General features: G+C 34.3%; 21 protein-coding genes, 2 pseudogenes and 1 riboswitch. Of the genes and pseudogenes, 10 read left to right on the plus strand and 13 right to left on the minus strand.

All coding sequences use genetic code 11. The features are described 5' to 3' along the window. Positions 1 to 26 precede the first annotated feature (26 nt). Both ACXVYO_RS16625 and ACXVYO_RS16630 read right to left on the minus strand, forming a co-directional pair. On the minus strand, positions 27 to 983 hold the full coding sequence (locus ACXVYO_RS16625; protein ID WP_458467882.1) for an ATP-grasp domain-containing protein: 957 nt from the start codon (positions 981 to 983) through the stop codon (positions 27 to 29). Then, positions 976 to 2,034 (minus strand): LLM class flavin-dependent oxidoreductase, encoded by a 1,059-nt coding sequence (locus ACXVYO_RS16630; protein ID WP_458467883.1) that lies wholly within the window; start codon positions 2,032 to 2,034, stop codon positions 976 to 978. The genes ACXVYO_RS16625 and ACXVYO_RS16630 overlap by 8 nt, the downstream gene beginning before the upstream one ends. An 83-nt stretch (positions 2,035 to 2,117) precedes the next feature. Next, positions 2,118 to 2,224, minus strand: a riboswitch (SAM riboswitch). A 241-nt stretch (positions 2,225 to 2,465) separates the two neighbouring features. On the opposite strand from ACXVYO_RS16630, the gene ACXVYO_RS16635 reads away from it, so the two are divergent. After that, positions 2,466 to 2,672, plus strand: coding sequence for a hypothetical protein (locus tag ACXVYO_RS16635; RefSeq protein WP_458467884.1), 207 nt, complete (start codon positions 2,466 to 2,468; stop codon positions 2,670 to 2,672). Positions 2,673 to 2,996: 324 nt separating this feature from the next. On the opposite strand, the gene ACXVYO_RS16640 is transcribed toward ACXVYO_RS16635, so the two are convergent. Then, positions 2,997 to 3,386, minus strand: a complete 390-nt coding sequence (locus ACXVYO_RS16640) for a hypothetical protein (RefSeq protein WP_000940657.1) — start codon at positions 3,384 to 3,386, stop codon at positions 2,997 to 2,999. Between the two features lie 292 nt (positions 3,387 to 3,678). Here ACXVYO_RS16640 and ACXVYO_RS16645 point away from each other — a divergent pair, with 292 nt between their 5' ends. Then, positions 3,679 to 4,230, plus strand: a complete 552-nt coding sequence (locus ACXVYO_RS16645) for a DUF4352 domain-containing protein (protein WP_458467885.1) — start codon at positions 3,679 to 3,681, stop codon at positions 4,228 to 4,230. A gap of 120 nt (positions 4,231 to 4,350) precedes the next feature. Here the strand turns inward: ACXVYO_RS16645 and ACXVYO_RS16650 are convergent, their stop codons facing one another. Together ACXVYO_RS16650 and ACXVYO_RS16655 are read right to left on the minus strand one after the other, a co-directional pair. Next, entirely contained in the window at positions 4,351 to 4,527 is a 177-nt protein-coding gene (locus tag ACXVYO_RS16650; RefSeq protein ID WP_458468075.1) for a DAK2 domain-containing protein, read from the minus strand. A gap of 191 nt (positions 4,528 to 4,718) precedes the next feature. Further along, the gene (locus ACXVYO_RS16655) at positions 4,719 to 5,225 is read right to left on the minus strand and encodes an RrF2 family transcriptional regulator (RefSeq protein WP_001200342.1); all 507 of its coding nucleotides are present in this window, start codon (positions 5,223 to 5,225) and stop codon (positions 4,719 to 4,721) included. Between the two features lie 210 nt (positions 5,226 to 5,435). On the opposite strand from ACXVYO_RS16655, the gene ACXVYO_RS16660 reads away from it, so the two are divergent. Further along, positions 5,436 to 6,077 (plus strand): FMN-dependent NADH-azoreductase, encoded by a 642-nt coding sequence (locus ACXVYO_RS16660; RefSeq protein ID WP_098275738.1) that lies wholly within the window; start codon positions 5,436 to 5,438, stop codon positions 6,075 to 6,077. 44 nt (positions 6,078 to 6,121) lie between these two features. Here the strand turns inward: ACXVYO_RS16660 and dhaK are convergent, their stop codons facing one another. Further along, positions 6,122 to 7,873, minus strand: coding sequence for a dihydroxyacetone kinase subunit DhaK (gene dhaK, locus ACXVYO_RS16665; RefSeq protein ID WP_458467886.1), 1,752 nt, complete (start codon positions 7,871 to 7,873; stop codon positions 6,122 to 6,124). Positions 7,874 to 8,051: 178 nt separating this feature from the next. On the opposite strand from dhaK, the gene dhaS reads away from it, so the two are divergent. Continuing rightward, positions 8,052 to 8,618, plus strand: a complete 567-nt coding sequence (dhaS, locus tag ACXVYO_RS16670) for a dihydroxyacetone kinase transcriptional activator DhaS (RefSeq protein ID WP_000204226.1) — start codon at positions 8,052 to 8,054, stop codon at positions 8,616 to 8,618. A 19-nt stretch (positions 8,619 to 8,637) separates the two neighbouring features. Beyond that, a complete protein-coding gene (gene dhaQ, locus ACXVYO_RS16675; protein WP_458467887.1) occupies positions 8,638 to 9,636 on the plus strand; it encodes a DhaKLM operon coactivator DhaQ in 999 nt (332 codons plus the stop codon). A gap of 312 nt (positions 9,637 to 9,948) precedes the next feature. Here dhaQ and ACXVYO_RS16680 read toward each other — a convergent pair whose 3' ends face one another. The 3 genes from ACXVYO_RS16680 to ACXVYO_RS16690 form a co-directional block, all read right to left on the minus strand. Further along, positions 9,949 to 10,578, minus strand: coding sequence for a LysE family translocator (locus tag ACXVYO_RS16680; RefSeq protein WP_458467888.1), 630 nt, complete (start codon positions 10,576 to 10,578; stop codon positions 9,949 to 9,951). 181 nt (positions 10,579 to 10,759) lie between these two features. Further along, positions 10,760 to 11,413, minus strand: coding sequence for a DUF2306 domain-containing protein (locus ACXVYO_RS16685; protein ID WP_458467889.1), 654 nt, complete (start codon positions 11,411 to 11,413; stop codon positions 10,760 to 10,762). Positions 11,414 to 11,544: 131 nt separating this feature from the next. After that, positions 11,545 to 12,174 carry a VanZ family protein gene (locus ACXVYO_RS16690; protein ID WP_458467890.1) on the minus strand — a complete coding sequence of 210 codons (630 nt, stop codon included), beginning with the start codon at positions 12,172 to 12,174 and terminating at the stop codon, positions 11,545 to 11,547. A 507-nt stretch (positions 12,175 to 12,681) separates the two neighbouring features. Here ACXVYO_RS16690 and ACXVYO_RS16695 point away from each other — a divergent pair. From ACXVYO_RS16695 to ACXVYO_RS16705, 3 genes are all read left to right on the plus strand, one after another. Beyond that, positions 12,682 to 12,993, plus strand: a complete 312-nt coding sequence (locus ACXVYO_RS16695) for an ArsR/SmtB family transcription factor (RefSeq protein ID WP_000433539.1) — start codon at positions 12,682 to 12,684, stop codon at positions 12,991 to 12,993. Between the two features lie 287 nt (positions 12,994 to 13,280). After that, positions 13,281 to 14,456, plus strand: a complete 1,176-nt coding sequence (locus ACXVYO_RS16700; protein ID WP_458467891.1) for an MFS transporter — start codon at positions 13,281 to 13,283, stop codon at positions 14,454 to 14,456. 745 nt (positions 14,457 to 15,201) lie between these two features. Further along, entirely contained in the window at positions 15,202 to 15,306 is a 105-nt protein-coding gene (locus tag ACXVYO_RS16705) for a YjcZ family sporulation protein (RefSeq protein WP_080492803.1), read from the plus strand. Positions 15,307 to 15,411: 105 nt separating this feature from the next. On the opposite strand, the pseudogene ACXVYO_RS16710 reads toward ACXVYO_RS16705, so the two are convergent. Beyond that, positions 15,412 to 15,531 (minus strand): annotated as a pseudogene (locus tag ACXVYO_RS16710) (ATP synthase subunit I); the annotation flags it as partial. Positions 15,532 to 15,568: 37 nt separating this feature from the next. Between ACXVYO_RS16710 and ACXVYO_RS16715 the strand changes: the two are divergent. Together ACXVYO_RS16715 and ACXVYO_RS16720 are read left to right on the plus strand one after the other, a co-directional pair. Then, positions 15,569 to 15,898 (plus strand): annotated as a pseudogene (locus ACXVYO_RS16715) (dihydroxyacetone kinase subunit DhaK); the annotation flags it as partial. Positions 15,899 to 16,144: 246 nt separating this feature from the next. Further along, positions 16,145 to 16,579 carry a hypothetical protein gene (locus ACXVYO_RS16720; protein ID WP_458467892.1) on the plus strand — a complete coding sequence of 145 codons (435 nt, stop codon included), beginning with the start codon at positions 16,145 to 16,147 and terminating at the stop codon, positions 16,577 to 16,579. Positions 16,580 to 16,733: 154 nt separating this feature from the next. Here ACXVYO_RS16720 and ACXVYO_RS16725 read toward each other — a convergent pair whose 3' ends face one another. From ACXVYO_RS16725 to ACXVYO_RS16735, 3 genes are read right to left on the minus strand one after another with little or no spacing between them, the layout of a single operon-like run. Next, positions 16,734 to 17,105 carry an ATP synthase subunit I gene (locus ACXVYO_RS16725; protein WP_458467893.1) on the minus strand — a complete coding sequence of 124 codons (372 nt, stop codon included), beginning with the start codon at positions 17,103 to 17,105 and terminating at the stop codon, positions 16,734 to 16,736. Between the two features lie 22 nt (positions 17,106 to 17,127). Continuing rightward, positions 17,128 to 17,712 (minus strand): CDP-diacylglycerol--serine O-phosphatidyltransferase, encoded by a 585-nt coding sequence (gene pssA / locus ACXVYO_RS16730; protein ID WP_458467894.1) that lies wholly within the window; start codon positions 17,710 to 17,712, stop codon positions 17,128 to 17,130. Continuing rightward, positions 17,705 to 18,163: a MarR family winged helix-turn-helix transcriptional regulator gene (locus tag ACXVYO_RS16735; RefSeq protein ID WP_458467895.1), complete on the minus strand. Its 459-nt coding sequence runs from the start codon at positions 18,161 to 18,163 to the stop codon at positions 17,705 to 17,707. Before ACXVYO_RS16735 ends, pssA begins: the two co-directional genes overlap by 8 nt. Positions 18,164 to 18,284: the final 121 nt, after the last annotated feature.

Here is an 18,284-nt window from a genome sequence, read left to right on the forward strand (position 1 = left end):
AAAGGTTTTCACTAGAACCTTCTATACTATTTAACTGACTCTACTTGTTTCTCTAATTCTCTTCCAAGGAATGTAGCAAGTTCAAGCATACCAAATTGATTCGCTACAGACTCTGCGTCAGAATTATAGTTTGTATTTGTATTAATATCATACGTATAAATTGTTCCATCCGAACTGCGAATAAATTCAATACCAGCAACGGTAATTTCATTTTCTTTCAGAAATTCTTTGTATTGTTCAATAATTGGCTCTTGGAAGTCTGATATAATTTCAAATTTTGTTGGCGATTCTGTCTTACTCTCTTCTCCTACTGGGCAAAAAGCATCTTGAATCGAGCACGCATCTGCTGGACAAAGTTCAAATCCTTCTGATGTATCTACTTTAACTGCATATACAAACTGGCCGCCTACAAACTCACAACGTGTAATATATGGTTCGGGCGCTTCAATATATTGCTGGATTAAAGTAATTCCATCAATGGGCTCTTCAAACGCCGGACCATCCAAATATTGTTCTAAAGCATCAATGGAATGAAACAGTTGAACACCAAGGCCTTTACCTGCACGGTTATGCTTTGTAATGAACGGTACTTCCCCTAACTCCTTTGCTGCTTTTACTATATGATCACGGCCAACAGCACCAATTGTTTTCGGCACTTGTATCCCAAATTTTCTTAATGCTGCATATTGATTCAATTTACTTACTTCAAGGCGTAATGCACGAGACCCGTTAAATACTGTTCGTCCATATCCCTCTAGCCAAGCAAGAACTCCTTCAGTCAATTCAGGTGCATATCGATGCCCTCTCGTATGTGAAGAGGCACTCATGCGGCTATAAAAAACACCTTTTGGAGGTTCTTGTTCTAATGAAAGTGTTCCTTCATTTAAAAGCCATTCCTCATACGGTAACTCCAGTTCTTCCAACCTTTTCACTAAATGATTCGTCCATTCCTTATTCTCATGTAATATGTAAATTTTACTCATTTGTAATCAATTCCTTTCTTTTTGCTTCAACTAATGGCATCACTTTTTCAGAAAATCGTTTCATCTCTTCAAGCTGTGGTGAAAATTGTAAAAGTAATAACGTAACACCCACTTTTTCAAAAGCAAGTATTCTTTCTGCAATTTGTTCTGGTGTTCCGATTAAATTAGGACGTAAGCCGCGATTCGATACAGAATAATCATTCAGCTTCACTTGCTGTTCCAACTGTGATTTACTCACAAAGTCTTGGTAACCCGCGTAACCTAACGCATCATCTTTCACATCCGTTATGCGTTTCCATTCTTCTAACGCCTCTTCTTCTGTGTCACGACAAATGACGTAAGCCGCAAGCCCGAATGACTGCAATGGCTCCTCTGTAACTTTCTTTCTACGATTCTTCATATCTTCTATTTTCACAGATACTTCTTCCACTGTTCCCCCGTGCATTACATATGCATCCGCGTGATTTACAATGACCTCTTTTCCTCTCTCACTCTCACCACCTGCATAAAGCTTAATGCCTTGTTTCTGCACAGGTTTTGGACTTAAATGTGTATGCTGAAGCTCATAAAAGTTCCCCTTATAAGAAAACTCTTCTTCTTTCCAAAGCTCTTTCAAAATTGTTACAAATTCCTCTGTGCGATCATATCTTTCATCATGTGCGGTAAATACTCCGCCATACTGTCTCGCTTCTTCTTCCCACCACGCTGAAACTACATTCAATGTAAAACGACCATTACTTAATTGATCAATATTTGCTGCCATTTTCGCTGTAACTGCTGGATTATGAAAGCCAGGTCTTACAGCTGTCATAATCTCTAATTTATCCGTCACTGCAGCAAGTGCTGCCGCAGTTGTCCACGCTTCTAAACTTGGTGCTGACACACCTTTTATATCATTTAAATTTAATTCTGCAATAAGTGTTGTTGAAAAACCTAATTGTTCTGCCGCTTGTGCGGTTTGTTTTGCATACTCAAACGTAGGCGGCATAGATTCATCATCTACATTTCGAAGCCATCCCCCAAAAATCGGTAACCAAAAACCATACTCCACTACCTATTCCCCCTTTATCTTTTAGCCATAAAAAAAGGCCACTCTTATCGAAATAAGAGTAGCCTTCTTGACTAAGTGAACCGCTCTTATCTTTCAGGTGTTTTTTCACCTGCAGGATTTGGCACCTTTCGTCTAAAACGAGGTTGCCGAAGTTTCATAGGGCCCGTCCCTCCACTTCTCAACATAAGAATTGTTTGATTTTCATTTATTATAATCATCAGAATAATAAAAATCAATACTTTAATACTTATTTTTCCGATATACATTAAATGATATATGAAAAATCATATTTTTATAGAGAATTATAGGCGTATTATGTTGTTTTACTTGCGGATATAGAGAGGGGTATATTGTATCTTGTCGAAAACATCATGTATAACCAAGTTGCTTTACTTCTATATTAAAAACATAGCAAAAGAGGTGTTAGTAGCATGAAAAATAAAAAATGCGAGAATTGTGGCTCTACTACATTTAAAGAAGGAAGAGTTGGATTTGCTTATCATGCATATGTTTGTGAGGATGATTCTAGCAGGCTCTTTTCAGTGGGGAAACGTTCCAAACTATTAACTACATTTTGTTTAGAATGTGGCGAGGTGAAATCATTTAGAGTGGAGAAGCCGGAGATATTTGAAGAGTAGAATAATACTAATTACATATTATAAAGATGGTTATGAATGATGGTAACATTCAAGCATTTCGCCTACCTTTAGAATTGGAATATTGAGTACTTTCATCTATAGGTGCTACTTCACTAGGAAAAATCCGTTCCCCTGTAAAGTTGCTTTCGAAATAATAGACACGAAATTTCATATAAAATGCAAATAAACAAGGAACGTATTAGTCGGTTCCTTGTTTATTTAGCTAAAGCATACTTCTTTGGAGAACCCAGATAAAAGTTAAATCAACTCTTATTTAACTTTTCCCTTCAAATATATGACAGTAAAGAATACATCATCACGGTGTCAGCAAGCAAAAGTGTATTCTGCATTTCTAAAAACAGTAGATGGCAGATTGTGACCTGCTGAATCTGCTAAGAAAGAATATACAAGAACATCCTTAACATCATCTTTATTTCCACTAATGATGACATCAAGAAAATCTTCTATTTGGAATTCTGGCGTAAACAACACAATCTTAGTTGTTCTGTTTGGTTCTAAAGAAACAAAAGTACGCGAGATTTCAACTAATTCATTTTGAGTTGGGAAAGAAATGTTTCGACTTCTCTTAACAGTTACCGTTACATTACTAGTATGACAGCGTGAATCATTGTTTAACATAATGTTGAGAGCAGTTGGAATAATCCCATTTTCAGAAACTGGAACTCGAAACACTCCAGTAGATTTATGAGCCATATAATCACATCCTTTCAAAATAAAATATATTTACAATATATTAGATGCAAGAAACGTTCATTTTGATAGGGACAAATTATATGATTAATATATCTATAATAATCCTCGGTATTACTAAGACAATGATTTAAAAGATTAACAAATATCGTGAGACCCAATTGAATGTATATGAAAAGGAAAAAGAATAAGGCGTCTAAAAAATTCCCTATTTTGAGCCAATAATGAGACATTATGTTAATCTTATATGTATAGTTGCACAAAATTGAGAAACTTAAGGAGACAGATTAATTTTATGAGAAAATCATTCATATTACTTACTTTCATTCTAGTATTAGTCAGTGTTACGGCTGCTTGCACACAAGATAAAAAAGATAGTGCCGTTGAAAATGGTCCAATAGAAGAACCAACCGCGAAAAATGAAAATGAAGAATTAATAAATTTTGAAGAAAAAGAAGATATGAGCCGCTTGGAACAAGGTATTTTATTAGTTGGTGAGAGTGTTAAGGGAGGCTATTACTTGACCGCCGTTCAAAATGCATATTTAAATGCTAGTAACGATTCCGTCGTTGTTAATGTCTCTGTAAAAAATGTACGAGGTCAAACGATTGGACTATCAGAATTAAAATATAACTTAAAAGATGAAAAAGCCGGAAAGGCCTATGAAGGAAAGGTGCTTGACCAAAACCCTTCTGATATACAAGTTAAACCAAATGAAACGGTAGAATTAAAAATAGCTTTTGAAGTACCAAGTACCGCAGATGAATATATGTTTTATATTGAAAGCTCTTTAGATCCTCTAGGAGCACGCTGGAAAATCGATAAGTTGCAATCACAAAAAAACTAAGTCTAAAATACAATTTGATTGAAGAAATCTCTTAAATAAGCAAAAAGTACCGAAAGAAGTCTTCTACATATCAACTATATAAAAGTCCCTCCGCCTTCAGACAGAGGGACTTTCTCATTCCTATTTCAAACTACCAGCAATCTCCGTAAAGATAACCCCAAGTGCATATGCACCTGCACCTGCATCTGGATAGCCTAAACTTCTTTCACCAACCGTACCAGCGCGGCCCATGCGAGCTACGATTTCCTTCGTATACTCTGCTCCTTTTTCAAAGGTAATTTTCATTATGTTTAAAATATCTGAACACATAAATTCATTTACTTTTTACGAAAATAAAATTGTATTGTTTAGAATTTTATTGTTAATCAATTTGAAACTTTATGAGTTAATTAAATGTGATATTTAAAGACGGAATTTGTGATGAAGTACTCACATGATGGAATTAATGTCAAAAAACAAAAAAACTCTAACTAATTCGTCATGGCGATTTAGTTAGAGTTTTTTTGTTTGAAGTATTCACGAGTATCTACCCTTGTCTTTTCAGGTAAGACAATATCAAGTTCTTTATCTAACCATGCAAGAGTCTTTTTACGAAGAAACTCACGCATGTGTTCTTCTGCTTCAAGCATTACTAAGTTAATTGTACAAGAAGAATTGCTAGGTTCACAAGAATTACAAGCCTCGTCTCGATATAGTAGGCCATTCTGCACAATATTTTTACATTGAAAAATAGGTTTTGGACCTTCGACAGCTTCTATTACATCCCAAAAAGAGATATCTTCTGGAGACTTAGCTAACCTATACCCTCCCTTTACACCTGGGACAGAATTCACAATGCCAGCTTTAGATAATTTACCGAAAACTTTTGAAAGAAATGTTTCAGAAAGTCCTTGAAACTCTGCCAAATCCTTTATTCCAACACTTTCCTTGGAAGGAGTATTAATTAAATAAACTAGGCAATGCAAGGCATATTCAACCCCAACACTATATTGCATATACAAATCACCTGCTTTTTATTTTAAGGGTTATCAAATTGTATCTTAGGACCATTTAGAATTTTAGTCAAATAAAAAAAGGCTCTTTTAGAATAGTATGTATTTCATTTGACAAAAATAATTTCAGAGCTTATATTAAAGACTAAATTAATCGACGATTAACTTAGTCGGCAATTAAAACGTAAAAACTTTTAAAAAGGGGAAATACAAATGAACAAAACACTTATCATAAACGCACATCCGAAAGTGGATGATCCATCATCAGTCAGCATTAAGGTTCTTAACCACTTTTTAGTATCTTATAAAGAATTAATTCCTAATAATGAAACGATTGAACAGATTAATTTATACGATGATGTAGTACCAATGATAGATAAAACTGTTTTAAGCGCATGGGAAAAGCAAGGAAATGGACAAAAGTTAACTGATGAAGAACAAAAAGTAACAGAGCGTATGTCCGAAATTTTACAACAATTTAAAAGTGCAAATACGTATGTTATCGTATTACCTTTGCACAACTTTAATATTCCATCAAAGTTAAAAGATTACATGGACAATATCATGATTGCACGTGAAACATTTAAATATACTGAAACTGGATCAGTTGGATTACTTAAAGATGGAAGAAGAATGCTTGTTATACAAGCAAGTGGCGGGATCTATACAAATGATGATTGGTATACAGAAGTGGAATACTCTCATAAATATTTAAAAGCAATGTTTAATTTCTTAGGTATTGAAGATTATCAAATCGTTCGTGCACAAGGAACAGCAGTACTAGATCCAAATGAAGTATTACAAAATGCGTATAAAGAAGTTGAAGAAGCTGCTTCTAGATTGGCTAACAAATAAATAAAAATCCCCTCCACCACAAGGCAGAGGGGATTTTCTAACTCTTATTTCAAACTACCCGCAATTTCCGTAAAGATAACTCCAAGTGCATGTGCACCTGCATCTGGATAGCCTAAGCTTCTTTCACCAACTGTACCGGCGCGGCCCATGCGAGCTACGATTTCTTTCGTATACTCTGCTCCTTTAACCGCTGCTTCTGCTCCTTTTTCAAAAGCAGTTTTCATGTCTTCTTCGTTTGAAGCGCTATTTAACCAAGAGTCTACACATGGAGCAAGTGCGTCAACAAGTGTTTTGTCACCAACTACCGCTCCTCTACCGAATGATCTTTCACCGATAGATTGTATACCTTGCAGTGCTGCTTGTAACATTTCAGCGAATTCTTTCACTGTTAACTCACGCTTCTCACCTGCTGCTTTACTAGCTGCGCGGAATGCTCCGCCCCAAATTGGACCAGATGCGCCGCCGCAATGTTCCATAATAATCATCGAACAACCGTCAAGGAATGACCCGATCGTTACGTTCTCTTGATCTACAATCGAATGCCACTCACGTTTTAATTGCTTAAATCCTTTTGCCACACTCATTCCGAAGTCGCCGTCACCAGCATGCGTATCTAACTCACAGAACGGTACTTCGTTTTTAATAATAACGTCGCTCATTTTATCAACGAGATAAATCATGTTGTTTAATGTAATGACATTGTTTTTAATAACAGCGTGCTCTTCCGCTGTTTCTATTTCAAAGGAAACTTCCTTCTCTTCTGTCTCTTCAAGTACATTCACGTACTCAACACTTTCAACTGGTCCATCAACTTTAAACGCTGGTGTATTACATTCTTTCGATAGTAATGTTTTTAACTCATCATCTAACTTCATTACAGTTAAAGACATACCAGCCATATCGATACTCGTCATATAGTTACCGACGAATACTCTATTAATTTTAATATTTCTAGCAGCTAATTCTCTCGTCACTGCATTATTAAATAAGTAAAGTTCTTGCAGTGGTGTTCCGCCAAATCCGTTAACTAAAAGCGCAATTTCTTCGCCATCTTTTACTCCTAAATCTTTTACAAGATCGTTTGTCATACGGTTCGCTAGTTCATCTGCTGACAACATTTTTTCACGTTTAATTCCTGGCTCGCCGTGAATACCTACGCCGTATTCCATTTCATCTTCCGCAAGTGTGAAAGTAGGGGATCCGCTCGCTGGAACTGTACAAGACGTTAACGCTAAACCGATTGTGCGCACGTTAGCAGCTGCTTTTTCCGCTACAGCTTTCACCGCTCCTAAATCCATACCTGCTTCCGCTGCTGCGCCGGCAATTTTATGAACGAGAATAACACCTGCAACGCCGCGTCGTCCTACTGTATACAAACTATCTTCTACCGCAATATCATCGTCCACTTTTACATAGTCAACTTCAATTCCATCTTCAGTCGCTAAATGCGCACCATTTTTGAAATTCATAATGTCGCCGCTGTAATTTTTAATGATTAATAACGTACCTTTTTTACTCGCTGTTTCTTTAATTGCTTGATATACCTGAATTTGTGAAGGTGAAGCAAATACATCTCCACACACTGCCGCATCTAACATTCCTTTTCCGACTAGTCCTGCATGCGCTGGCTCATGACCACTACCGCCGCCACTAATTAACGTTACTTTATTTTCGTTCATTTCTTTCTTCTTAATCACTTTATATTTCTTCAAAAGCTCAAGCTCTGGGTGCGCCATAACCATTCCGTTGCACATTTCCATTACTAATGTTTCTGGTTTGTTTATAATCTTTTTCATTGTAGTTCTCCCTCAATTCCTTTAATATATTGTGATATATTTGAAATCTTCTTCTTACTATCCATGTTAAAATGAAAGCGTTTTATAGTAAACGGACAAAATGGACAATCTGTCTAAAGACACCGCTCTCATTTATGGGTAGGATTTTCATATTACTAACATTCTAGGGATGATTGAGATGACCTCTTCTATAATTTCTAAAAAGATAATCGCAAATTCATTGAAGTATTTAATGGAAACAGAGTCGTTTCATAAAATATCAGTGAGCGATATTATGTTACACTGTCAAATGCGTAGGCAAACTTTTTATTATCATTTTAAAGATAAATTTGAACTATTAAGCTGGATTTATAGAGAAGAAACGAAAGAAAACATTATCGACTTTCTCGACTATGAAACGTGGGAAAATATTTTTGATTTATTATTTGATTACTTTTATGAAAATCAAAAATTTTACCGAAATGCTTTTAAAGTCATTGAGCAAAATTCGTTCAATCACTATTTATTTGAGCATACGAAAAACTTATATATGAAGATTATTGATGAACTATCTGTGAGCTGTGGATTTAGCCTTTCTAATGAGACAAAAAATACGATTGCCTCCTTTTATAGTCACGGCTTCGTTGGAACGATAAAAGATTGGATTGAAAGCAAATGCGAAGTAGATCCGTCCATTATGTCTTCTCTCATGAAAAATATGATAAACAATCAATTATTACTATTACTAGAGCAATCTGCAAAGTAATTAAAGGGTGGCAAAAGCAATGAAAAAGATTATGAATGATGTACAAAATATCGTTCAAGATATGATGCATGGCTTTTATTTTGAACATAACGACAAAGTGAATTACGACGAAATAAATAACATCATTTATGTAAAAGGTATTGAAAAACTGAAGCAAAACGTTGTTATCATAAGTGGCGGTGGTAGCGGACATGAGCCAGCTGATATTGGTTATGTAGGAAAAGGTATGCTTACAGCGGCCGTAAACGGAAGTATTTTCACTCCGCCTACCGTGGAACAAATTATTGCGGCAACTCGCCTCATGCCAAAAGATAAAAGTATTTTATTCATCATCAAAAACTTTAAAGATGACGTAGCTAACTTTTTAGCGGCGAAGCAAATTGCCAAAGAAGAAGGAAGAAAAATTGACCACATCATCGTAAATGATGACGTTTCAATTGAAGATGATGCTTCGTTTAATAAAAGAAGACGCGGCGTCGCTGGTACTGTTTTCGTTCAAAAAATACTCGGTGCGGCCGCTCTTGCAGGTCACTCTTTAGACGAACTAACAACACTCGGCCGTTCTATCACCGAAAACTTACACACATTAGGCGTCGCACTTTCACCTGCAAACGATCCAGTGAAAGGAAAAGCTTCATTCACATTAAACGACGATGAAGTCTTTTACGGCGTTGGTATCCATGGCGAAAAAGGTTACCGTAAAGAAGCACTATCCTCTTCTGAAATATTAGCGATCGAACTAATGAACAAACTAAAAAGCATTTATCGCTGGAGAAAAGGCGACAACTTCGCCATCCTCATTAACGGATTAGGCGCAACTCCATTAATGGAACAATACATTTTCGCAAATGACATTCGCCGCTTATGTGAGTTGGAAGGATTACAGATTACATTCGTAAAAGTTGGTACACTGCTAACTTCTTTAGATATGAAAGGTGTTTCGCTCAGTTTGCTTAAGGTAGAGGATTTGGATTGGGTGAAGTGGTTGAAAGAAAGTACGGAAACTGCTAATTGGTAATACAAATAAAGTGAAACTTTAATCAGTGGGGGTTTTGTTCATCCCCACTGATTATCAGCTCTCACCAATCGGGCTTTTACGGGCAGACCGACCCTCACCTTGAAATATCCGCTGTGCTTACACCATTGCTATCAAGTTAAACTCGCACAACGTCAATTAAAGTATAGGTTGTTTCTTGAAATAAATTTTTAAATAACTCAAAATAACAAGCAAAAAGTCCCTTCAAAGTTAAAGGGACTTTTTAGTATGTAGAAATTAGCCTAAACCTAAGATTACATCTCTTGAAAGGGGGCATTTTTATGTTATTCAGGTTTATTGAGGAGCTTTTGTTTGAAGCAACTTTAACCCCATACCAATAAAAATCATTCCTGTTATCTTATTTAGAATCATTCCTACCTTTTGGTTTCCTCTTAATTTTTTTGTAACATATGAAGAGAAATAAGCAACAAATAAACACCATAATAGTCCAGTTACTGTAAAAGTAAGTCCTAAAATGATAAAAGGCATAGGACCTAAAGCCTTTGTATCTATAAATTGCGGAAGAAACGCAATAAAGAATAAAGAGACTTTTGGATTCGTAAGACTTGTTAAAAGCCCTTGTATATATATTTTTCTAATGTTCAATTTATTGGACGAGGCCTGGAAAGCTACATTTGTCTTATCAAGTATCATTTTAATCCCTAAATATACAAGATAGATAACACCTATAACCTTAATAGTGTTAAATAGCACAATGGATTTTGTAAGTATAATAGATAAACCAAAAGCAACCAACAACGTATGAACTAAAGAACCAGTAATAATACCAAAAACAGAATACACACCTGCTTTTCTACCTTGTGAAATACTTCTCCCCACAATATACATGGTGTCTGCACCAGGAATTAAATTCAATAAAATTCCTGTTAGTAAAAACACTTCATAATTAATAATACCGTACATTTTAGCACCTCTATCTATTTTTTTGGTGCCCTTATTGATATTAAATTAAATAGACGAAAAAAGAAAGTATTTTCTATTTATTCAATAAAATTAGTGGATTTTTGAATCTACAAACGAAATCCACCTATTAAAAAATTCAATTACTCAAGAATTCTGCCCTCAATATTACAGCAAATTTACATTAAAAATGTAAATCCTCATTTCCCTGGTATTTTCCTTTATTAAGTCTTTTTCTTATGAATAATTCTGCAACAATTAAATTAGGTACCCACGCTAACCAAGCAATAATAGCGTAACTAAGTTCAAACCGCTCTATCCCAAATAGAACGATAAACAACGGTAGCCAAATTCTTAATGTAACTGCTCCAAAGGTTAAAGAATAATTTCTAATCATCCAATTCCGATGCTCTTTAATTTTTTTATTCTTAACTCTATGTAACGCTTGATATGCTGATGTTAGCCAAAATACAGATAACAAACCGAAACCTAGCTTCGCTACCAATCCTCCCGTGGCATAAAAGGATAAATATAGTCCAGAAACGCCTCCTAATAATATACCAACCATATAGATTCTCCCAACTATTCGATGACGGTTGATATTCCTTTCTCTAAATCTAGTGGATAATGTAAAAGGACCAATTACTAATGCTACTATACTAGTTGTAATATGTATAAATAGCATCATATACCAGAACGCACTTAATTTAGATCCAAACATAAGCTTCACTTTTACAAGCCCTGTTTGAAATCCATCCATAATAAAATATTGGATAACAACATAACCAGATACTAAAAGAGCAAAAAAAGTAAATACAAACCAAATTTTCCTGTTCAAATTTTACTGCCTCCCCATTACATTCACGAAAATTAGATTATATATTTCTTTTCATTCTCGGGAAAAAGAGAAAAGCCTTCTTTAATGATCTCTTCAACACATTGTTTTTATAAGCGGAATTAGGATGAGACTTACAGATCTCCAGGATAATAAATGAACATCGCACCTACAAATGAACATACTAGACAAAAAACAGCCTCGTATTTTATGACTAAAGAGGCGTTCGTATCCAGCTTTTTCCCCTCTCTTTTCAATATCAATTTAAATAACACTGTATATAATACTTTATATAATACATACCCAATAATTGCCCCAAGGGTATTCGTAAATAAGTCATCAATATCTGTAATTCTATTATTTAGTAATTGATTTAACTCAATTGCCAATGAAAAAAAGAATCCCGCACATATGGTGTTTTTCATTATTCTAAACTGCGGCCAAATAGTCGGTAATAAAAAACCTAATGGCATAAACAGTACAATATTCAAAAGATACGTCGTACTACCTGCCGTATCAAATAGAGTCAAGTTAATTTGATTTACACGAATCCACGTTTCATATCTACTTATATCCCATACAGTCGCAATTTGCGTCACTTTATACACTAACGAAAGGTAGAATAGAAAAACATATACCCATAGAAAATGCCGAATAGATATATTTCCTTTCGCTTTAGAATACAATCCAATTTGAAACACCACACAAAAAATAATAGTAAAAAAATAAGTATACAAATAACTAATCAAAACTCCTGTATGCATGTAGAATCCCCTAACTTTACATTTTCATCTATGACTTTGTTGTTTATAGGATAGGAAAAACTTTTAAAATAAAAAGTGGGGTAAATATAAAATTTTTCTTAAATCTTATGTTGGGTTTTATTATTACTCTTCTTAGTAATCCGCCATTGATAGCTAGGCAACGACATGCTTACACTTAACAATATTATCATTTTTGCACGTAATACTCGTAATACTTTAACTGATGAAGCATATATAAAATCGTGTGAATCGTTTGTTCAGTTAAAACATGAAATTAAGAAATATATGACGTATAATCACTCTTGCTATCAATAGAATTTAAAAAAGATGACTCCTGTTTGCATACAGAAAGCATCTTTTTTAGGTTACAGATTTTTTTAGAATGTCCTTTACAAAGGGTACAGATCAAGAGCATCTTATTCCTATTCAAGGAAATCAACTATACCTTCTTCCCTTAAAATCACTAAAACCCATTTACAAATCTATAAAAGTAGATATAATATCCTTATGGAACCTTTATTAATTTATAAAGCATTGTCAAATGAAACAAGATGTCAAATTTTATCATGGTTGAAAAATCCAGAAAACCATTTCGATGAAAAACCTTATCTAGAACAAGACCTTAACTTTCAAGTTGGCGTATGCGTAGGAGATATCCAGCTTAAAACTGGCTTAGCTCAATCGGTTATTTCTAGTTATTTATTAACTATGAAAAAAGCAGGCTTACTAGAGTCTGACCGAATTGGAAAATGGACCTACTATCGTCGAAATGAAAAAACAATACGAGAGTTTTCTGAATACGTCCAAAACGAATTATAAAATGAAAGCTAATAATCAATCAGCATACTAATTGATTATTAGCTTTCACACATTCTGCTTTTTTACAGGTATCCAATGACTTTCGTATAAATTGCACTGCCTATAAAAGCAAGAAACATCGAAAGGAGAAATTTTTTTAACACATTATATCTAGTTATTTAGATATCTGTTATTGTATTTTGAATTACATAATCCGGATAATATTGGCATCCGATCATGCTTATAATAATGCTTCTTTGTTAATGAATTTACTTTCAAAATACTGATACGAATGGAGAGTTTTATAAATGAAAAAAGTAAATCCTTTACTTATTCTGACACTCGCAATAGGTGTGTTCGGAATTATTACTACCGAGATGGGTATTGTCGGCGTATTACCACAACTCACTCAAAAATTCGAAATTTCAACTACACAAGCTGGATTTTTAGTAAGTATATTTGCACTAGTTGTTGCTATTTCTGGTCCATTTTTAATTCTGCTCGTCTCTAGTATGAATCGCAAAATAATTTTATTAACAGCAATTTTCATATTTGTTATTTCAAATTTAATCTACGCTTATACAACACAATTTGAAATCATGCTTATTTTTCGTATTTTACCGGCAGCGCTTCATCCACTCTTCTTTTCAATCGCTCTTGTAACAGCTGCTAAACTTGTCCCTCCAGAAAAGAGCGGTCAAGCAGTTACAAAAGTTTTCATGGGAATTACTGTTGGTTTCGCTTTAGGTGTACCACTAACCTCTTACCTTGCAGACCAATTTTCACTCGAAATTGCTTTCTTATTCGGAGCATTCGTTAACACTCTTGCATTCATTGGAATACTACTCCTACTTCCTTCTATGCCCGTTAAAGAAAAAATGTCTTTCGGCAAACAAATTCGTATACTCGGTAAACCAGGATTATGGTTAAATATTTTAACCGTCACATTCCTTTTTGCAGCCATGTTTTCCGTATACAGCTACTTCGCTGAGTACCTTGCAAAAGTAACTTCCATGAATGGATCTCTCATCAGTATCATGCTATTCATATTTGGTATAGTTATGATTTTAGGTAATCATTTATTTGGTGGTCTGCTGCAAAAAAGCATAATAAACACTGTAATATCATTCCCTATTCTATATTCTATTGTTTACATATTGGTTTATTATTTAGGCTCCTACCTTGTTCCAATGATTTTTATAGTATTCATTTGGGGAATCGTACATGCTGGTGGATTAATTGTTGGTCAAACATGGTTAATAAGTGAAGCTAAAGAAGCACCTGAATTTGGTAACAGTCTATTCGTTTCGTTCTCAAATCTCGGAATTACTTTAGGAACCACTATTGGAGGCTGGTTCATTTCAAACTTAGGTATTCACCAACTTATTTTAAGCGGATTTATATTCATACTACTCTCATTTCTATTAATTATAATAAAACTAAAATTTTTCAATTCTAATAGCCAGGCTTCATTATCAAGCTAGTACATTTTCACTTCCAGATTCGATAAAGTGAAACTTTAATCAGTGGGGGTTTTCTTCATCCCCCACTGATTATTAGTTGAACTAATCGGACTTTTATAGGCAGTTGATCCCCCACCTAACTTCTTTGCTTTCGCTGCATTTTGAGGTGGGGGTCTTACTGCCCATTAAAGCGGGATAAAAAACATTATAAATTCTTCTTATAAGATTTTATTAACTAAAAAGTATAATGCTCAAAGCCTTTAGCCATAATTACGACTAAAGGCTTTTTTGTATATAAAAATAATTCTAAAAGGAGCTAATTTTATGGAACATAATCAAAATGGAGTACTTGCTTTAATTGTTTTGTTTTTAGGATTATTGTTTTTTGTTAGTGGAATGGTTTATCATTTATGGGGTTCTTTTTAATGGTATGATTGTAATCACTCATAAAAAACCCTCAAATATATCGTTCCTTTATTAATTTCAACGTTTAGACATATATAATTCCACAACTAAAACGTGTATTGCAATTATCGATATGGAACATTTCCAAAAACAACTTAACATGGTAAAATAACATTCGGACGGGAGTCCAATATTATTAAAATTAAGATGGTTCAAGTCGGAGGAAGGCACCTTAGGGTGTCTTTTCTTTATTTTCAAAAGGACCTGCTCAATTATTGTGTAAAAAACATAAAGTAAGTTGAATCCATTAAAATACATGAGTGACCCCTTGTTTTCCCCTCTTATTAAAGGAGGAACTATTATGGGATTTGGTGGTAGTTGTAGTAGTGGTTGTGGCAGCGGCTTTGCTTTACTAGTTGTATTGTTTATTTTATTGATCATTGTTGGAGCTTCTTGCTTCTGCTAAAAAACTATCGGAAAAGACACTCTTATATGGGTGTCTTTTCTTTGTAATAAAAAGCTCTCCATAAAGGAAGGTTTTCATATCCCAATTAGTTATTTACACAGCACTTTATTCCTTCTCATCTCTCATACTGTAATACCCTAAATTAATAATAATTAAGAAATACCCACCCATAATTCCAGCTGCAAATGTCCACATGAATTCATGGTGTTCAATTTCATACAACACAAAAGCCATTGAAATAGCTACTTTCCTTGCTTTTAAAAACGCTGATAAAGTCTTTTGCGTTGTCGGTATTCGTGTTGAAAAAGGTTACCGTAAAAAAGCACTTTCCTCTTCTGAAATATTAGCAATCGAACTAATGAATAAACTAAAAAGCATTTATCACTGGAGAAAAGGTGACAACTTAGCCATCCTCATTAATGGACTCGGCACAACGCCATTAATGGAACAATACATTTTCGCAAACCACATTCGCCGTTTATGTGAGCTTGAAGGATCACAAGTTACATTCGTAAAAGTTGGTACCCTTCTAACTTCTTTAGATATGAAAGATGTTTCGCTCAATTTGCTTAAGGTAGAGGATTTGGAGTAGGTAATTAGTGATAAAACAAGGTGGGACTCTAGGTTCCCATCTTGTTTTTTTGTATGCGCCTAGTTAAAACAGCCTAACAACCACATAATACAATTCCACATAAAACGAAATTCTGATAATATAAAATAGATAATCATTTCTATATGGAACATTATCATTAACGAATCTCAATGATGTCCTGTTTGAGCAAAAAATAAATCAATTACTTAACAATCGTTGAAATTAAATTGGAGCTGATTTTTATTCATGAATAGACAAAATTCTTCTAATAACAAAGATGATTCCTCAAATAAAATTGCTGCTTTTATTGCAACACTAGGAGCTCTATTAGTAAGTGTAGAAGTTTTATCTAATCTTTTTATAATTTTTTGGTTAATGATAATAGCAGTAACAAATTTAATAGTTATATTTTATCTTCAAATTAGTATTTTTAGTTTAGTAACAACAATCCTTTTTGTAATCTTTTACTTTATATACAAAAAGTTATTTGCACATTCTAAATTTGTAGAAACCTTTTCAAAATATAATATGATCATTACAATAATTTCTTTATTAATTTTAAATATGTTATACATATCAAAAAAAATGTTTAACGGTGCATTAATTACACCTGTAGTAATAATTATTACATGGCTAATTTACAAATTTATGTTTAAAAAAATAAAAAATAAGAAGAGCTAGTTTTATAGAACATACTCAAAATAGAGCAATTACTTTCATTTTTTTATTTTTTGGGAATTGTAGTAATTTTATTGTAAGTGTTAATAATCCCCGCCTCCAGAATATCGTCTCATGCTTGAGGCGGGGGTTATTTTCTAATTTAAAATGTACTCATCTATTCCTTCTCATCCCTCATACTGTAATACCCTAAATTAATAATAACCAAGAAATACCCACCCATAATTCCAGCAGCAAATGTCCACATGTACTCACGGTGTTCAATTTCATACATAATAATCGCGCCGAGTATGGCGGCTGCAAATCGATTCATCATGCCGAGCATCGGTGCTTTTTCTTTTTTTACGATGCTATTTCCGAATTTTTCGATACGCCTTCCTAAAATCCAGGCGCAGTACATACTAACTAAAAGGCCGATGCTTATCCCTACAAACTGGGCTGGAAAAGGTGTCACCAACCATCCCAATAACATCACGCCTAGTAAACAATATATTTGTATGTTGAATGATCTTAATGCCATACGAATCATGTTATGCTCCTTATCTTTCCTATTAATCCCATCTTTCGGACTTCAAGCTTTCCGATATATCTTTTTTAAAATGGGGGAATTTGATTTTGCTCACCATTAAATAAGCGAGTAAGCATGTGCCCAACGCTACGGAAACTGGGTTATTTAGGAGGCATAAAATGAGGAGACACATTGCCGCAAATGGAATGGGCATTCCGATGAATGTTGGGAGTTTGCTTTGTTGCGTGTTAAATCTAGCAAGCCGCAGCATTCCGCAAATACTATAAGCGAGCGCACATATCATCCCAATAGACTGCAAATCTTTTAAAGCGACACTATATGCAAGAATAGATGGTGCCACACCGAAGGTCACTAAATCCGCAAATGAGTCTAACTCTCCGCCTATTTCCGAAACAGCATCTAGTTTCCGAGCGACCATGCCATCAAACAGATCAAATACCATACCTGTAATAATGAACATAACTGCACCATGCATATCGTGAACGAAAACAGCGTGAATAGCCAAAAGTCCACACACAAAATTTGCTATCGTAATCATATTTGGTATGTAACTCATAACACGCTTCTCCTCCTTTCTACTAATTGCTTCATCTTCATTCTTACTCATTAGACTCAAGATCCTTCTGCTTTTCTTCCAATATCACTTTATTTATTTTCGTTAACGTATCAGTCATTTGCTGCAATGCTTCAATATCAATTTTTGAGAAATACTTGTCGATTAATACATCATCTAACTTCGACAATTGCTCCATATACTTACTACCGTTTGGACCAAGTGTAAGGAAATACTCCCTTTTATTATTCGGATTAACTTGTTTTGAAATCATCTGTTGCTTTTCCAATTTCGATAAAACTTGGCTCACCGCACTTTTCGTTATATTAAAAGTACTCGCAATGTTATTTGCTGTCGTGTTTTCATTTAAATTGATATGAAATAGCATGCTCTCTTGCTGTCCAGTAAGACCGAACTCATCCTTTAAATCTTGAAATAATAAAATGTAGAGTTCCGTGTAGGCTCGATTCATTTCATTAATTACTTCTTTATATGATCTAGTCATAGCGTCCTTCCTCCAGTCACGCTTTTATATAGTTTAGTTTAGTTAACTAAACTATATTATACTCTTATGTTCGTGTAAAGGGAAATATCGCTCCGTACTTTATTCACAATGAAAAAAAGAA

The sequence above is a fragment of the Bacillus sp. BC08 genome, assembly GCF_054326875.1.

Excerpts from the sequence above, each read along its gene's own strand:
- ACXVYO_RS16625 (WP_458467882.1), bottom strand. The coding sequence starts at position 983 with ATGAGTAAAATTTACATATTACATGAGAATAAGGAATGGACGAATCAT.
- ACXVYO_RS16635 (WP_458467884.1), top strand. The coding sequence starts at position 2,466 with ATGAAAAATAAAAAATGCGAGAATTGTGGCTCTACTACATTTAAAGAA.
- ACXVYO_RS16640 (WP_000940657.1), bottom strand. The coding sequence starts at position 3,386 with ATGGCTCATAAATCTACTGGAGTGTTTCGAGTTCCAGTTTCTGAAAAT.
- ACXVYO_RS16645 (WP_458467885.1), top strand. The coding sequence starts at position 3,679 with ATGAGAAAATCATTCATATTACTTACTTTCATTCTAGTATTAGTCAGT.
- ACXVYO_RS16655 (WP_001200342.1), bottom strand. The coding sequence starts at position 5,225 with ATGCAATATAGTGTTGGGGTTGAATATGCCTTGCATTGCCTAGTTTAT.
- ACXVYO_RS16660 (WP_098275738.1), top strand. The coding sequence starts at position 5,436 with ATGAACAAAACACTTATCATAAACGCACATCCGAAAGTGGATGATCCA.
- dhaK (WP_458467886.1), bottom strand. The coding sequence starts at position 7,873 with ATGAAAAAGATTATAAACAAACCAGAAACATTAGTAATGGAAATGTGC.
- dhaS (WP_000204226.1), top strand. The coding sequence starts at position 8,052 with ATGACCTCTTCTATAATTTCTAAAAAGATAATCGCAAATTCATTGAAG.
- dhaQ (WP_458467887.1), top strand. The coding sequence starts at position 8,638 with ATGAAAAAGATTATGAATGATGTACAAAATATCGTTCAAGATATGATG.
- ACXVYO_RS16680 (WP_458467888.1), bottom strand. The coding sequence starts at position 10,578 with ATGTACGGTATTATTAATTATGAAGTGTTTTTACTAACAGGAATTTTA.
- ACXVYO_RS16690 (WP_458467890.1), bottom strand. The coding sequence starts at position 12,174 with ATGCATACAGGAGTTTTGATTAGTTATTTGTATACTTATTTTTTTACT.
- ACXVYO_RS16695 (WP_000433539.1), top strand. The coding sequence starts at position 12,682 with ATGGAACCTTTATTAATTTATAAAGCATTGTCAAATGAAACAAGATGT.
- ACXVYO_RS16700 (WP_458467891.1), top strand. The coding sequence starts at position 13,281 with ATGAAAAAAGTAAATCCTTTACTTATTCTGACACTCGCAATAGGTGTG.
- ACXVYO_RS16705 (WP_080492803.1), top strand. The coding sequence starts at position 15,202 with ATGGGATTTGGTGGTAGTTGTAGTAGTGGTTGTGGCAGCGGCTTTGCT.
- ACXVYO_RS16720 (WP_458467892.1), top strand. The coding sequence starts at position 16,145 with ATGAATAGACAAAATTCTTCTAATAACAAAGATGATTCCTCAAATAAA.
- ACXVYO_RS16725 (WP_458467893.1), bottom strand. The coding sequence starts at position 17,105 with ATGATTCGTATGGCATTAAGATCATTCAACATACAAATATATTGTTTA.
- pssA (WP_458467894.1), bottom strand. The coding sequence starts at position 17,712 with ATGAGTAAGAATGAAGATGAAGCAATTAGTAGAAAGGAGGAGAAGCGT.
- ACXVYO_RS16735 (WP_458467895.1), bottom strand. The coding sequence starts at position 18,163 with ATGACTAGATCATATAAAGAAGTAATTAATGAAATGAATCGAGCCTAC.